General features: G+C 33.4%; 15 protein-coding genes. 9 read left to right on the forward strand and 6 right to left on the reverse strand.

Going from position 1 to position 15,803, the window contains the following annotated elements; all coding sequences use genetic code 11:
- Nucleotides 1-18: 18 nt before the first annotated feature.
- The 3 genes from CVU84_12210 to rfbD all read left to right on the forward strand — a co-directional run bounded on the left by CVU84_12210 (nt 19) and on the right by rfbD (nt 3,579).
- The gene (locus CVU84_12210) at nt 19-1,356 is read left to right on the forward strand and encodes a UDP-N-acetyl-D-glucosamine dehydrogenase (GenBank protein ID PKM94219.1); all 1,338 of its coding nucleotides are present in this window, start codon (nt 19-21) and stop codon (nt 1,354-1,356) included.
- Nucleotides 1,357-1,470: 114 nt separating this feature from the next.
- The gene (locus tag CVU84_12215) at nt 1,471-2,586 is read left to right on the forward strand and encodes an LPS biosynthesis protein RfbU (GenBank protein PKM94220.1); all 1,116 of its coding nucleotides are present in this window, start codon (nt 1,471-1,473) and stop codon (nt 2,584-2,586) included.
- 102 nt (nt 2,587-2,688) lie between these two features.
- On the forward strand, nt 2,689-3,579 hold the full coding sequence (gene rfbD / locus CVU84_12220) for a dTDP-4-dehydrorhamnose reductase (GenBank protein PKM94221.1): 891 nt from the start codon (nt 2,689-2,691) through the stop codon (nt 3,577-3,579).
- Between the two features lie 27 nt (nt 3,580-3,606).
- On the opposite strand, the gene CVU84_12225 is transcribed toward rfbD, so the two are convergent.
- The 5 genes from CVU84_12225 to CVU84_12245 all read right to left on the reverse strand — a co-directional run bounded on the left by CVU84_12225 (nt 3,607) and on the right by CVU84_12245 (nt 7,472).
- The gene (locus CVU84_12225) at nt 3,607-4,110 is read right to left on the reverse strand and encodes a DNA-binding protein (protein ID PKM94222.1); all 504 of its coding nucleotides are present in this window, start codon (nt 4,108-4,110) and stop codon (nt 3,607-3,609) included.
- Nucleotides 4,086-5,624 carry a cation transporter gene (locus CVU84_12230; GenBank protein PKM94223.1) on the reverse strand — a complete coding sequence of 513 codons (1,539 nt, stop codon included), beginning with the start codon at nt 5,622-5,624 and terminating at the stop codon, nt 4,086-4,088. Before CVU84_12230 ends, CVU84_12225 begins: the two co-directional genes overlap by 25 nt.
- An 89-nt stretch (nt 5,625-5,713) precedes the next feature.
- On the reverse strand, nt 5,714-6,400 hold the full coding sequence (locus CVU84_12235; GenBank protein ID PKM94224.1) for a potassium transporter TrkA: 687 nt from the start codon (nt 6,398-6,400) through the stop codon (nt 5,714-5,716).
- Nucleotides 6,397-7,050 (reverse strand): hypothetical protein, encoded by a 654-nt coding sequence (locus CVU84_12240; GenBank protein PKM94225.1) that lies wholly within the window; start codon nt 7,048-7,050, stop codon nt 6,397-6,399. Before CVU84_12240 ends, CVU84_12235 begins: the two co-directional genes overlap by 4 nt.
- Before the next feature lie 26 nt (nt 7,051-7,076).
- Nucleotides 7,077-7,472 carry a hypothetical protein gene (locus tag CVU84_12245; GenBank protein PKM94226.1) on the reverse strand — a complete coding sequence of 132 codons (396 nt, stop codon included), beginning with the start codon at nt 7,470-7,472 and terminating at the stop codon, nt 7,077-7,079.
- Nucleotides 7,473-7,672: 200 nt separating this feature from the next.
- On the opposite strand from CVU84_12245, the gene CVU84_12250 reads away from it, so the two are divergent.
- From CVU84_12250 to CVU84_12260, 3 genes are all read left to right on the forward strand, one after another.
- Nucleotides 7,673-9,253, forward strand: coding sequence for a histidine kinase (locus CVU84_12250; GenBank protein ID PKM94336.1), 1,581 nt, complete (start codon nt 7,673-7,675; stop codon nt 9,251-9,253).
- Nucleotides 9,254-9,258: 5 nt separating this feature from the next.
- Complete coding sequence (locus tag CVU84_12255) at nt 9,259-9,960, forward strand: DNA-binding response regulator (GenBank protein PKM94227.1); 702 nt, start codon at nt 9,259-9,261, stop codon at nt 9,958-9,960.
- An 86-nt stretch (nt 9,961-10,046) separates the two neighbouring features.
- Nucleotides 10,047-10,940 (forward strand): MBL fold metallo-hydrolase, encoded by an 894-nt coding sequence (locus tag CVU84_12260; GenBank protein ID PKM94228.1) that lies wholly within the window; start codon nt 10,047-10,049, stop codon nt 10,938-10,940.
- A gap of 11 nt (nt 10,941-10,951) precedes the next feature.
- Here CVU84_12260 and CVU84_12265 read toward each other — a convergent pair whose 3' ends face one another.
- Nucleotides 10,952-11,428 (reverse strand): hypothetical protein, encoded by a 477-nt coding sequence (locus CVU84_12265; protein ID PKM94229.1) that lies wholly within the window; start codon nt 11,426-11,428, stop codon nt 10,952-10,954.
- A gap of 162 nt (nt 11,429-11,590) precedes the next feature.
- Here CVU84_12265 and CVU84_12270 point away from each other — a divergent pair, with 162 nt between their 5' ends.
- Genes CVU84_12270 through CVU84_12280 form a run of 3 tightly spaced genes read left to right on the forward strand, consistent with a single transcriptional unit; the run spans nt 11,591 to nt 15,766 of the window.
- The gene (locus tag CVU84_12270; protein PKM94230.1) at nt 11,591-12,328 is read left to right on the forward strand and encodes a hypothetical protein; all 738 of its coding nucleotides are present in this window, start codon (nt 11,591-11,593) and stop codon (nt 12,326-12,328) included.
- A 10-nt stretch (nt 12,329-12,338) separates the two neighbouring features.
- The gene (locus CVU84_12275) at nt 12,339-14,555 is read left to right on the forward strand and encodes a hypothetical protein (GenBank protein PKM94231.1); all 2,217 of its coding nucleotides are present in this window, start codon (nt 12,339-12,341) and stop codon (nt 14,553-14,555) included.
- Between the two features lie 56 nt (nt 14,556-14,611).
- Entirely contained in the window at nt 14,612-15,766 is a 1,155-nt protein-coding gene (locus CVU84_12280; GenBank protein ID PKM94232.1) for an alcohol dehydrogenase, read from the forward strand.
- The last annotated feature ends 37 nt before the right edge of the window (nt 15,767-15,803 follow it).

Consider the following 15,803-nt stretch of genomic DNA (forward strand, 5'->3'; position numbering starts at 1 on the left):
CAATAAAGAGGGAATAAAATGAATATACCTGAGATTTCAATAGATTTAAAGGAAGTATTACTAAAGAAAATAATCGAAAAGGTAGCAGTGGTTGGTGTTGTAGGGCTAGGCTATGTAGGTCTTCCGCTTGCGGTTGAAAATGCCAAAGCAGGTTATAAAACAATAGGCATAGATATACAAAAGGAAAAAGTGAATAAGGTGAATGCTGGATGTAACTATATTAGTGACATTATAGATGAAGACCTAAAAAAAGTAGTTGAGGATGGGCGCTTAAAGGCAACAACTGATTTTGCTTTCATAAATGAGTTGGATTGTGTTGTAATATGTGTTCCAACACCACTAGATGAACATCTGCAACCCAATATCAGTTATATAAGACAATCAGTTGAATGTGTTGGACAACATTTACATAAAGGTATGCTAATTATTCTTGAAAGTACTACTTATCCGGGTACTACCGAAGAATTGGTAAAACCTATTTTAGAGAAAATATCGGGTCTAAAATGTGAAGAAGATTTTTACTTGGCGTTTTCTCCAGAAAGGGTAGACCCTGGAAACAAAAATTATCATACTCAAAACACTCCAAAAGTAGTGGGTGGTGTTGGTCAGGACAGTACCAAATTAGCGAAAACTTTATACCAACAAATTTTAGCTAGTGATATTTATGAAGTTTCATCACCAGCCGTTGCAGAAATGGAAAAGCTGTTAGAAAACGTCTATAGAAATATCAATATTGGATTAATAAATGAAATGGCAATTATCTGTAACAGGATGCAAATTAATATTTGGGAGGTCATAGATGCAGCTAAAACCAAACCATATGGATTTGAAGCCTTTTACCCTGGGCCAGGTATTGGGGGTCACTGTATACCACTGGATCCACATTATCTGACCTATAAGGCAAGAGAGTTCAACTACCACACAAAACTGATAGAAACCTCCAGCGAAATTAATAATTATATGCCCGAATATATAGTGGAGAGGATTTCGAAAATACTAAATAGCTTTAGTATGTCTTTAAGAGGTTCGAAAATCTTGATCTTAGGAGTTGCTTATAAGGAGGATATTGATGATTACAGAGAAAGTCCAGTTTTAAAGATTATGGATATTTTAAAAAGACAAGGGGTTCTGGTTACCTATCATGATCCTTACATATCTGAATGTCAGGATGCAGGTATTGTATATATAAATACAGAACTTAATGAAAAAAATTTGAAAGAAGCTAACCTTGTTGTTATTGCAACAAAACATAGTCTTTTTGATTATGATTATATTCAAAGTAATGCAGTTATGATCTTTGATTTAAGAAATGCGATGCATGATGTGCAAAATAGAGAAAATGTCGAAACCTTATAGCACTCATTCCATGGTAAAATCCCATAATAAAGTTAAACAGTGGGATTTTATTATTTGACATAAGAAGTTCTCGAATAGAATATGTAAAAAAATATAATAATTGGAGGGTCTGTTATGAGTAATGTACTTGAAAAAAAGTTAATTATCTTGGATGATTTATTTCCCTATCTTAAGACAGGCTTTAGGGTATCAGAATACAATCATTATCTAGATAAATTTCCTAACTGTGAGATGTATTCCAACGTATATGAAAAATATATTGATGAATATTCCAAAGTCTATCCTCAATATACAGAGAAGATTAAACCAATTGCAAGCTTTGACAGTTCAAGAAGAGATTACGCTTTAATTTACACGGTTTTTATAAATGGTATCATGAATTATCTAAAATTTATTAATGCTACGCATACGCCATTTGTTTTTACACTATATCCCGGAGGGGGATTTTGGTTAAATGATCCAGTTGTAAATAATAAACTCGTGTATGCATTTAAATCTCCATATTTTAGGAAAGTTATAGTTACCCAAAAAAGAACCTATGATTATATTATAGAAAATGGTTTTGTTACAAAGGATCAAGTAGAGATGATCTATGGGATGGTAACACATCCACAGTATTTTAATGAAACAATACCTAAGAAATATTACAAGAAGGATAAGCCTAACTTTGATATTTGTTTTGTTTCACATAAATATATGCCTAGAGGAATCGATAAAGGGTATGATGTTTTTATTGAAGTATGTAAAAAGCTTGCAGTTGATATCCCAGACATTAGATTTCATGTTGTGGGGAATTATAGCAATGGAGATATTGATGTTAGCCAGATTCGAGACAAAATTACGTTCTATGGGTTACAAAACTCGGATTTTTTTCAAAAGTTTTATTCAAGTATGGATATGATTATTTCACCAAATGTTCCGTTTGTATTGGTTAAAGGAAAAAATTTCGATGGTTTTCCAACAGGTTGCTGTATTGATGCAACATTGAATGGTGTTGGTTTATGCTGTACAGATGAGTTGCATCAAAATATATCGTTTAAGCATCATCAAGATATCATAATTGTACAAAGAGATGTGAATACAATTGTTAATCAGGTTAAATACTATTACACTTCACCACAGAAATTGTATAAGTTATCTATGCTAGGCCAATTGAAATCAAAAAAATTATTTGATTTTAATATGCAGATGGAAAAAAGAGTAGCTGTTATCCAAGAAGCAATGCAATAGCTAAAGATACAAATAAATGGAGAATTCAAAGGATATATATGACTAGCTTATCACAGTAGATTCATTGGGATTTGTATTAACTCATATACTGTATAATGAAGGATGATGATTCAATGTCTAGCTATTCTACATCCGAACAGCACATATAGAGGTTATTTAATGAAAAAAGTATTAATCACTGGGGCAGGAGGGCAACTAGGTTCAACGCTAGCCGTACAGAGTGTCCTTTATGATGTTTTCTCTTTTAATAAAAAGCAACTAAATGTTGTAAATAAGCAAGAAGTTTTTCAAGTGTTTAAGGCTATAAAACCACATTTTGTGATTCATACTGCAGCCTATACGAATGTTGATGAGAGCGAAGTCAATAAGCGTATTGCCTTTGAGGTTAATTGTGACGGAACAGAAAACATAGCATTGGCTTGCAAAAAATGGGATTCAGTTATGATTTATATGAGTACAGATTATGTTTTTGATGGTAAAAAAAAAGAGCCTTATACAGAAGAAGATGTACCGAATCCAGTTAATTGGTATGGTTTAACAAAATTAATAGGGGAGGAAACAGTTAAAGTTCTATTGGATAAATATTTTATTTTAAGGACTTCTTGGTTGTATGGTCCTAGTGGCAAAAATTTTGTAAAAACCATCCTTGAGATGGCAGAGACTAGCTTAGAAATCAAAGTGGTGAATGACCAAATGGGTTGCCCAACTTATGTCAAAGATTTGTGTAAGGTCATTTTTCAACTCATCGAAGTCAATGGTTATGGTATTTATCATGCATCAAATGTAGGCGTCTGTTCATGGTATGATTTTGCCAATTCAATACTTAAGATGAGCGGAAATAAAGAGACATTTCTTCTTCCGATTTCTTCAGAAGAACTGAATAGATTAGCAATAAGGCCTCACAATTCAGCTCTTCAAAACACAAAAAGTGTTTATACAATGCCTGAATGGAAAGAAGCTCTAGAGGATTTTATGAAGACTGATCACGAATAGAGAGAGAGGAGATTAGATACGCTCCTCTTAAACCTCTATAGGCTTTTTCATTATTCTATAAAAAAAGTATGCAACGATTACTGCAATGATATTTAAGGTCACTGCGGTAACGATTTTTGTTTGTGTAACTGTTTCTTTCATTTCATAGCCTTCTTCTATAATCTCAAGGCTAATATTATGAACATCTATGTCTCCCCCGTGTTCTATACAGGCTCTACTAAATATCCCTTTTATCTTAATGATGTCACCTTTATGTTTATAATCCCCATAAGTTTTTATTAAATTGGCATCTTCAATTGTAAGCCATATGCCTATTGCATTGGTACCATCGTTTATATTAACCCATGCATAATCGCCTCTTTCCAATGCCTCTCCAATTGCTTCTCCTTGAATAGTAACTTCTTTTTCATCTAACTCTCTTGTGTTTTCGATAAGTTCATTAATTTCTATATAAGATGTCCCGTTGACGATCCCTGTTAAAAGGGTAATGAAAATGAATAATATAATTAATACTTTTGGTTTCTTTCCCATAACTTCTTGATACCTCCGATAAAATAACCGATTAATGCAAAGACTGAAAGAAACTCAAGTCTTCCTAAAAACATAGCAATGATATAGTAGATTTTTAAGAGTGAAGGCATTGAAGGTGAGGTAATTCCAATAGAGAAACCAACATTGCCTGTAACGGATGCTGCTTCAAACGCAGCATCTAAAAGCGGATATCCATAATAGGCCGCTATAGCTGTTCCAATTGTAAAAGTTATCATATAGCAGATGATAATGACAGAGGATGTTTTTATAATTCTGTCGTCTAGCACATGATCCTTTATGTGATGAAACTTATAAGCTTTTACATTTCTTTCAGGGGATAGTAGCCTTTTGACATCTGCAACAATGCCTTTTATAACAATTCCAACCCTGAGTCCTTTAAAACCTCCAGCAGTAGAGCAGGCAGAACCTCCAATTAGCATAGCTACTATCATAATTAAAATTCCAAAGCCACCCCATTCTTTAGCAAACTGCCGAGCATATATAGACCCCAATCCAGTAGTTGTATGAGCAGATAATACATTATATACAACTCTTCTAAATGCAGAGATAGCATTAGAATATATCCCGGTTTTTGATAACCCAATGGCAGCAAAGGTACAGGCAAGAAACGAGGTAATAACGAAGCTTTGTACTTCAATATTTTTAAGTAGTTCCTTTTTTTTGCCTTGCCATATAGCATAGTGAAGACCGAAATTTAAGGAGCCTAAAATGAAAAATACAATTGTAATCACTTCAAAGGAAAAGCTATGATAATACATAATATTCTGAGACATCGGTGAAAAGCCACCAGTGCTCCAGGAAGATACAAACATAAATAGTCCGTGAAAAAATGCTGATACGGGATTTAAACCAATTAACATACCATTTATCCATAAAACAATTGTTCCAAAAATTAAATAGATCATACTGATTTTCCAAATGAGCCTTGTAGTACCTTTTACATTTGGAGCAAGCTCAATATCCTTACCCTCACCGACGTAGAACTTATAGGCGCCACCAACTTGTTTTACTAAAAATGTCAATGCAAGTACTACGACTCCTTGGCCTCCAATAAAAGTAAGCATATGTCGCCACATATTTAAGCTAACAGATATATGATCTAAATCTTGTGTGAGCGCCAAGCCTGTTGTGGTAAACCCACTCATTACATCGAAGCAGGCATCTAGAAATGAAAGGGTATGTCCGCTTAATCTGTATGGAATGGAACACAATACCATTAATAGAATCCATGAAAAGGAGACAACTACAAAACCATGTTTCCATTGTAAAGCTGCTTTGTTTTCACGTATTCGCTGACCGAACAAGACCAAAGACATACCTATAAGAGTAGAAATAACCATAGTGATTGCAAAGTCAAATAGAGGATTCCATTCTTTAAAAACCAAAGAGGTTAGTATCGGTATTATCATAAGAAGAGCTGTTCCCAGAACAATATATCCAGAATAATAACTAATTACCATTGTATTATAAAATCTTATTTTGTTTGTGTTCAAGAGCTCACCTCACTATGATGAAGGTTAATATGAAGGTTAATGATATAAATGAAATAACAGATAAAATCTCAAGGAAGATTCCTTCAAATTCATTTCTTTTGTTTTTCATGATGCACACCTCCATTACGAAACCGTTTCTTTAATTCTTGTAAAACAACATTGTTTGAAACCATTAAAACCCTATCATCTTCAAGAATCTGGTTATCTCCTCTTGGGTAAATGATTTTTTCGTTGCGGAGTATAGAAACGATTATGCATTCAACAGGTAGGTGCAAGTCCCTAATATAAAAATTACACCAAGGGCTACTTTCTTCTATAGATATTTCAACCAATAACATTGCACCCCGTTCAAAGGTCTGCATAATTTTAAAATTATCTCTGTCAAATTCAAATTCAATTAAGTTTGCGATAACCTCAGTACTACAAACTGTTTTATCAACGCCAAGAGCTTTAAACATTACGGTGTTTTTAGGGTTATTAATACGTGCAATTGTTTTATTAATATCAAAATTAATTTTTGATATTTCGCAAATAATCAAATTCTCCTCATCACTACCCGTAACTGCTGCTATAATTTCAGCTTCTTCAATACCTGCATCAATTAATACATCAAGATCTGTGCCATCACCACAAATAATATCAGCTTCAATATCTTCTGCAATTCTACTGCAGGTATTTTTATCTCTTTCTATCATTGTTACATGATAATTTCTATCTTTAAGCGTTTTGAGCAGGAAGTATCCTACCTTACCACCGCCTATAATAATTGATTTCATATTGGCATCTCCTTAGAAATTGAAGATATTAATTTATCTCTGTGTTTTTTATTTATAGTACATATAATTCTGTCGCCATATTTTAAAGGTTCATCTTTTTTAGGAAGAATTATTTCGCCCTCTTTAAGAATTCCAGAAATAATACAGGAGTATTTATCTTCTATGTCTTTTACCAAACAAGGCTTTTCTCTAAGTATTGTAAGCTCAATAATTTCATAATCTTTATCTAATGCTGCAACAATATCAAGACTTTTTACTGTTAATCTGCTTTTAAGTATCTTAACACCTAAGCGAACAGGATTAATCGTGTCAATATCCAGTTTTTCATATATATACTTTTTGTTTGGATCATTAACCCGGGCGATAATATTTGGAACCTTATAAATTTTTTTAGCAATAAGTGCAACAGTAATATTTATGTTATCATCCTGATTCACCGCCAACAAAGCATCTGCTTGTTTAATTCCTGCTTCAATAAGAATGTCATTATCAAATTCTACGCCTTTAATTTTTTGCCCATTAAAACCACTTCCTAAAACGTTTAATTTTTCTCCATTTCTATCAATGATTGAGACGTCATGTCCTGAATCGGTTAACTCCTTAGCTAAATTACTTCCTAATCTTCCACAGCCAATAACTATAATATACATGATTCACACCTTTCTTTTTTGATAAACTAATCCATATCAAAATTAGTGTTGTTATTACCTAAATCAGGTTTTATAGGTTTTTTCCTAAAGGAATAAGTAGTCAGCCTTCTTAGATTTCTGATTGCTGGCAGGTAAGTAGGATCAAGTGCGTTCGCAGCAAGATAATGTCTACCTGCATAACCTAATTCTCCATTTAGTTCCGAAAGGGCACCTAATAAATTGTGTGCTTCAGGAGCATGATAATTTATAGAAATAGCTTTCATAATATTACTTTCAGCCTCTTGGAAAAATTTGTTTTCTAGATAATCAATAGCTTGCAAAATATAATAGTGATATTTATTAAAGTTTTTGATTGTAGCATCCATGTCATTTTTTTCGTTTATTTCATTCAACATGTCATTGATTTCCTGTGCCTTATCCAATCCAATCACCTCGTTTCCAACAAATTAATTTCTACAATATGATGATATCAAGTAACACATGAACAAGGTGTGAAGAATAGGAGTAATGGTGTAAATGTTATGTTAAGATGAGCAAATCTTTATACAATCTTTACATTCTTCTATGATATAATGGCGTTATAAACATAACGGCAATCTAAAGAGGTGAATTTTGAATGAAAATGAAATTATTCGAGCATTTATCTGCAGGTGTTCCTTTTATAGAAGAAGAATGTATACAAAAGAAAGATCATTACAAAAAGGTTCTAAATTTGATGATCACTATTTGTATTATGCTAGGAATCACTTTCTTGTCTTTTGCCTTTAGATTTATTGGATTTCATGAATCCAACATTATTGTTACCTACATTTTAGGCGTATTGCTTGTTGCAAAACAGACAGATGGATATTTTTATGGAATTGTAGCTTCAGTAATTGGCGTATTAACCTTTAATTTCTTTTTTACAGAACCTTATTATACTTTTTATGTCCATAGGGCAGATTATCCGGTAACCTTTGCTATTATGCTGATTGCTGCTATGATCACAAGTACCTTAACTGTAAAAGTCAAGAGAGAAGCCATGCTATCCTATTCAAGAGAACAGAAGACTCAATTATTGTATAAAATTAATAAAAATCTCCTACAGGTAAGAACAATGACCCAAATTGCCGAAGTAGGTGGGAGGGATATTGGGAAATTATTTAGTCGTACGGTGCTTATCGCTACTACTAATCCAGATGATACAAATTATGAACCGTATATTTATGCCCACCATAATGATGAACGAGGAGAGTTGCTGAAATCAAACGATGAAATCATGGCAATCACGAAAGCTTTTCAAACAGGAGAAGCAGTAGGTGCTGGTACGCATGTGTTTTCAAATTGTGTTGCTTATTATTTTCCTATCATAGGTCATGGTAATGTTTTAGGAATTGTAGGTATTGCATGTTTTAATCATCAATATTTATCAGAGGAACAAATTAAGCTATTAGAAACTGTGACAACACAAATAGCTCTTGCAATTGAAAGAGAACGTTTATGGGAAAAACAACAAAAATCTAAACTGGATGTAGAGAGGGAGAGAATTAAGGGGAATTTACTGCGTGCAATTTCTCATGATTTAAGAACACCTTTAACAAGTATATTAGGTGCAACCTCTACAATCTTAGACAATGATCATATTATAGATGGTGAAGTAAAAAGAGAGTTGTTACAAAATATCTATGAGGATACAAGCTGGCTGATTCATACGGTAGAAAATATATTGAGTATAACAAGAATTGATGATGGTAGAATTGAAATTGTAAAGAACATGGAAGCCATAGAGGAAATAGTGGGTGAAGCTGTTTCGCGGATTAAAAAATTATCTACAAATCATACTATAAAAATTAATATACCAGATGATCTGATATTGATTCCTATGGATGGTATGTTGATTGAACAAGTATTGATTAATCTTATAGATAATGCAATTAAATATACACCATATGAATCTACGATTGAAGTTAAGGTATATTTAATCAATAACAAGGTGGTATTTGAAGTCTCGGATGATGGAGAGGGCATTAAAGAAGAAAATAAAGAGGTTATCTTTAATAGATTTTATTCTAATGCACTTGGGAATGATACAGAGAAGCGTGGTACAGGTCTTGGGTTAGCGATATGTAAGTCTATCATTACTGCTCATGGTGGAGAAATATCTGTATTTAATAATTTCTCTGGAGGTGCAACATTTAGATTTATATTAGAGAGTGAGGAGTAAAAGTTATGAATAATAAACCTTTGGTCTTGGTAGTAGAGGACGACAAACCAATTTGTAAGTTTATTTGCGTATCACTTGAGGCTCAAGGGTATGCTTGTGTAGATACTCAAAACGGTAAGACAGCAATATCACTTATTTCATCACACAACCCTGATATTATTATTATGGATTTAGGGCTTCCTGACATTGATGGTATCGAAGTAATTGCAAAGGTTAGACCTTTTACAAAAGCTGCAATTATTGTAGTATCAGCGCGGGGTCACGAAAGAGAGAAAGTAGAAGCTCTTGATAGTGGGGCAGATGACTACTTAACAAAGCCTTTTAGTGTTGCAGAACTATTAGCACGCATTCGTGTTGCTCTTAGGCACACAAATCAAAGTGTTCTTTTTGAAGATGAAGAATCTAAAATTTTTGTGATAGGTGAATTAAGGATTGACTATGAAAGACGACGTGTTTTCATATCAGATGAGGATATACATCTAACGCCAATAGAATATAAATTATTAGTATTGTTGGCAAAACATACCGGTAAAGTATTAACCCATAAGTATATTTTAAATGAAGTTTGGGGGACATATTCAGGTGACGATACGCAGTCGCTTAGAGTATTTATGGCTAACATTAGAAGGAAGATAGAAAAAGATCCTGCGGAACCTAAATATATACTTACGGAAGTTGGTGTAGGGTATAGGATGATTGATGAATAAAGTAGTCTTTGCCATTAAATTGCTCGTATGATATAATTTAACTGGATGACAGATATTTATGTTGATATTTATTTTTGGAGGTTCAAATGGCTAGCTTATCACTTATGCCGATCAAAGGGAATACTTATTATATACCTAGTCCAACTAATATTGGTGTATATGTTCAAAACAATGAAGCAACCATTATTGATAGTGGATTAGATAAAGATGTAGCAAAACAAATTCTTAAACTGCTTGCTGAACAGGGGTGGTCTTTAAGCTGTATTATTAATACTCATTCCCATGCTGATCATATTGGTGGGAATGCTTTTTTGTGCGAAAAAACAGGGTGTCAGGTGATTGCCTCTAAAGGGGAAGCGGCTTTCATCCAAGTACCTTTGCTAGAACCCTCTTTACTATATGGAGGATATCCATATAAGGTATTAAAAAATAAGTTTTTAATGGCCAAAGCTTCTTATGTTACACAGATTATTGAAGCGCCAACTGTTCTAACACACACAAAATTAGAAATTATCCCTTTAAAAGGTCATTCAATAGATATGATTGGCATCAAAACTCCAGATAACATCTTATTTATGGGGGATTCCTTATTTCCTGAAAATATTTTAACTAAGTATAGTCTAACCTATCTGTGGGATATTCGGACTTCTCTAGAAACGATCGATGCATTAAAAACCATCGATGTAGATTTATTTGTTCCAAGTCATGGGGAGCCTATTCAAGATGTATCAGTTCTTTGTGATGTGAATAAGAATAAGATCATTGAAATTGCAAATGTTGTTTATCAGAATTGTGATGAACAAGTAACGACAGAAGACATACTACAAAGAATATGTCTTCATTATCAAACGAGTCTGAATGCGACCCAATATGTTTTGTTATCCAGTACATTACGTTCTTACTTATCCTATTTATATGACGAGGGTAAAATAGAGACTTCCTATGAGAATGGTAAACTCACCTGGATTAAAAAAGCTTGAGTAACACGCTTTTATATAACGCGATTTTCAGTAACTGCTTTTTTATCAAGGTAAAGACCTATCACAAAACCTGCAAGAACACTAACGTACATGCCATATTTTAATGCACCAGGAATGTAGTTTTTTAAGGTGATTGAAACAATAATGCCAAGTACGACACCAATAATTACGCCGAAATTAACATAATGTCTTATCTCAACTATTTTATGTCGTGTTTTTAAATGCTTATAGATCGTATCCATGATTTTAAAATATTGGGTAGTATCATGATTAGATTGGGTTTTGATGAACGAAAGTTCAGTTAAGAGGGTTTCAACTTCAGTCTTTAGCTCACAACATTCGGTACAAGATGATTGAAATAAATCAACCTTAACCAATAGTTTTTTTAACCAATTAATTTGATACTTTTTAGTTTCTTTTTCACTGAATCCGTTGGTTACGGCTTCAATTTTATCTATTAATTCTAAATACCATGTACTTTGTTCCATATGTTTTCTCCTACATTGTAAGTAATCTAGTACTCAGTTTATCTCTTTTGAAGGTTAGTTGTCAATGAAAAGAATTAATGTATGAATGCAAATTTCACTTAAAAAAATACTAATAGTATAGATGTTAAAAAAATAGTGGTATAATAGGGGTATGAAGTATAAGTGGGTGATGTTATTAATCATATGAGTAAGTTTTTTTTTGTGGTAATTGTCATTTTGACTTTAATAGTTATTATAGAAGAGCCATCTGACAAAATAGTAACCGCTTTAGAGCCTCATTTAGATAAGGGGTGTAAGGTAATTGATTATGAAATAATAGACACAAATTTATATGCCATCTTAGGAGATGGACAAGATGCAATTTATGGAAAGACAATAGCAATCTATCAAATTAGAGATGTTGATCAAAAAATCCAATTGATAAAAATATATGAAAATGACTTTTCAAAAATGAAACCTTGGAAAATTGATTGTACAGATCTTGAGGGTGATGGTGAAATCGAAATTGTTATAGGCGTTCATAAGAAAACACATTATGACCAAAATGAAGGTAATAGAATGTTTATTTTCAATTGGGATGGTAAAAAATTATATAAAAAATGGACTGGCTCAAAATTAGGAAATGAACTGCTGCAGTTTGAGTTTATAGAATTGCTAAATCGTCAAGGAGACGAACTAATTGTAATAGATTTAGAAGAAGGAGGTAAGGAAAGAATATTAGTTTATTACTGGTTTGATTTTGGATTTAGCTTGTTGGCAGAAAGCAAAGGTTATGATGATCTATATGATGTGAAACCAATGGGAACAAATTTGTTAGAAATAACGTATAATCATAAAGGGATAAAAAATAAAAAAATAGGTTCAATCATAAAAGGAAAAATGGTTGACACAACCGATTAAGGAGGGAATAATGAAAAGATTATTATGTTTGATTTTGTGTTTAAGCTTTGTTTTAGCAGGCTGTAAGGATAAATACATAGAACCAGTAGAGGAACCATTGATTGCAGTCACTTGGGCTAACTTAGCCGAGTATAAAAATATTGAGGTGCCATATATACCAGTAGCCTATGAGGCAAAGGTGTTGCCATATACAATAGAAAGTGACCTATCTAATATTGAAAATATTGACATGTTTTCTGGATTTTCACAAGAGCAGATTAATATGTTAGTTGATAATGGGTTTGTAGTTTTGCCAAGTAACAATACAAAGTTACATTATACGTATGATGCAAATGAATATTTGCATATTCCAAATTTTGTTACAACAGATTCTGTTCTTCATATGTATCATCAGTTTTATGACAAATCCTTAGCTTATATAGAAGGTGAGTTTCTTGCCGATGACTTAAAACTATTAACTGATAGCATGTTGAAAAAATCAATCAAGGTGAATGAAGCCGTAACGGACACAGAGCTAACAGATTTAACGAAAGAAAATATAGTCTTTTTCTTAGTAGCTAAGATGCTTTTAGCGGGCAATTCCTATGTATCTAAAGAGTATGATAGTGCAATCGTTGAAATTGCAAAAAAAGAATATAATCTAATTCAAGAAGCAGAAGGTTACGTAAGATCACCTTTATTTGACAAGGATTTAGACTACTCCCAGTTTAGAGTAAGAGGCCATTATACAAAAAGTGCAGAATATGAACGCTTTTTTAAGACAATGATGTGGTATGGTTTTGCATCAATGCCTTTAATGGTAAATGAAGGAAAAGGCCTGGATGTTGAAAACGCTCAAAAAGCTATTTTAATGACCTACTCTGTTTTTGTTGATGGGGATCAGGATAATACTGCAAAACTATGGAATTCAATATATGAACCAACAGGTTTTTATGTAGGCTTATCAGATGATTTGAATTTTTTTGATCTTAAGGATGTGTTGATTAAAGTATTTGGCGAAAACCCAGAAATCAATGCCTTTGCAGATAAACAGTATTATGGAGCTCTTTTTGAAGAAATAAGAAAGTTAAGAAATCCTAAAATTAATTCTAAAATTACACAGCAGGATACTGCTAAAGGAAAACAGTTTAGATTTATGGGGCAACGATACGTTTTAGATAGTTATATTTTACAGGAGCTAATGGAACCGATATTAAGACCTGTACCTACAGGACTGGATGTAATGGGAACGATGGGTAGCTTACAGGCAGAAAAAATGCTTTTTGAAGATATGAAACCCCAAGAGCAATGGCCAAAATACGAAACGAATTATAATGAGATTAAAAATGAAATAAGTAAATACGAAGATAGTATATGGCAAAGTAATTTATACAATGGGTGGTTATGGACAATAAAAGCTTCACTTAAGGAATATGATGAAACGTCAAACATGCCTTATTTTATGATGAATGAAGCTTGGAGCAATAAGTCCCTGAATACTGCACTTGGTAGTTATACAGAACTGAAGCATGATACAGTACTCTACGGAAAACAAGCCGCTGCTGAAATGGGCGGGCCAATTGATTATGCCGATCAACATTATGTTGAACCAAATGTAGAATTATATTCAAAGCTATTATGGCTGATGCAATATTCAACAGCCAATCTAGAAGCTAGAGGCTTATTGAATGAGGATTTATTAAAAAGCTCTAAGGAATATATAACAATCCTTGAACTTCTTGTCAACTGTTCAGTGAAAGAGCTTAACAATGAGCCTTTGACAAAAGAAGAAAAAGATAAGCTTTTATGGTATGGTGGTACCTTAGAAAGCATTTCAAATGGATTTTATGTAGGATCAATTCCTAAGGGAGAGGATATACCTCCAGCTGAAAAAAGTGGTATGTTGGTTACGGATGTCGCTACAATAGGAAATGGAAATCTTTCTATGGGTACAGGTTTCTTTGATGAAATATATGTAGTGGTACCTGTAGAAGGAAAGTTATATTTATCAAGAGGTTCGGTTTACTCTTTCTATGAGTTTGTTAGTGATACAAGACTAACTGACCAAGAGTGGTGGGCCTTAAACGGACTCATTATTAAAAGTGAAGAGTATGGAGATGTACTTGAATTCGCAGAACCATCTGTAGACCTTCCAAAACAACCTTATTGGGTAGAAACTTTTAAGACGAATACGAATGAACTTGAAATTGATAGTACCGATATTGACTGGGACGAATTAAACGAATAATATTCAAAAAGGTAGGAAATCAGTTTCCTGCCTTTTTTAAAAGGAGATTATGAAAAATGAAATTTGAATTTATGACTGCAAATAGGATTCTTTTTGAAAGAGGTGCAATTAACCAAATTGGTAAATTAGCAAAAAATATGGGAAACAAAGTATTACTTACCTCTGGAATGTCAACTGAAGATACAGATAAGGTAGTTGGTTATTTGAAAGAAGAAGGGTTAGATACGATTGTGTTATTTGTTCAGGGGGAACCCTCTGTTGAAGGAATAAAAGCTGGCTTAGACCAAGCAAGGAATGAAAAATGTGATATGGTAATTGGCTTCGGTGGTGGAAGCGCGATGGATAGTGGGAAAATCATTGCTGCTATGCTAAAGAATCCAGGAGAAGTCCTTGAATATTTAGAAATTATCGGAGAAGGACGTTCACTCTTAATGCCCTCTGCACCATGTATTGCTATACCAACCACATCAGGTACAGGAGCAGAAGTTACCAAAAACTCGGTATTAAGTTCAAATGAGAAGAAAATAAAAGTAAGTTTACGTAGTCCATTTATGTTGCCTGAATTGGTACTGATTGATCCAGAATTAACAAAGAGTGTCCCGCCAGCAGTAACCGCGAGTACGGGTCTAGATGCATTAACACAAGTATTGGAACCCTTTGTATCGAATGCTGCAAATCCAATTACAGATGCATTTTGTCGTGAGGGAATGTCTCGAGCAGCCAAGTCTTTAAAAAGAGCATTTGATCAAGGAGACGATATCATTGCAAGAGAAGATATGGCAATAGCAAGTCTCTTTGGTGGATTGGCCCTTGCAAACGCAAAACTAGGTGCTGTTCATGGGTTTGCAGGAGTAATTGGTGGTATGTATCCGATACCTCATGGCGTAGTATGTGCAACATTATTACCTCATGTGATTGAAACAAATGTTAAGGCCCTCAAAGAGCGCGACTCTAGTAGTGAAGCGCTAAAACGTTTTGATGAGGTAGCTCAAATATTAACAGGCAATAGCAATGCAAAAGCTGCTGAAGGAGTTATTTGGATTCAAGAACTATGCAATCATCTTAAAGTGCCGGGATTGTCAACATTTGGAATGACTCAAAATGAATTTCCAGCCATTATTGAAAAATCAATGGGTGCAAGTAGTATGAAAGGAAACCCAATTCAATTGACCTATGAAGAATTGGAATATATTTTAAATAAAGCGTTATAACAATTATACACTTTCGTTAAGTTACGATTACTGGTAG

It is taken from the genome of Firmicutes bacterium HGW-Firmicutes-1 (assembly GCA_002841625.1).
GTDB lineage: Bacteria > Bacillota > Clostridia > Lachnospirales > Vallitaleaceae > HGW-1.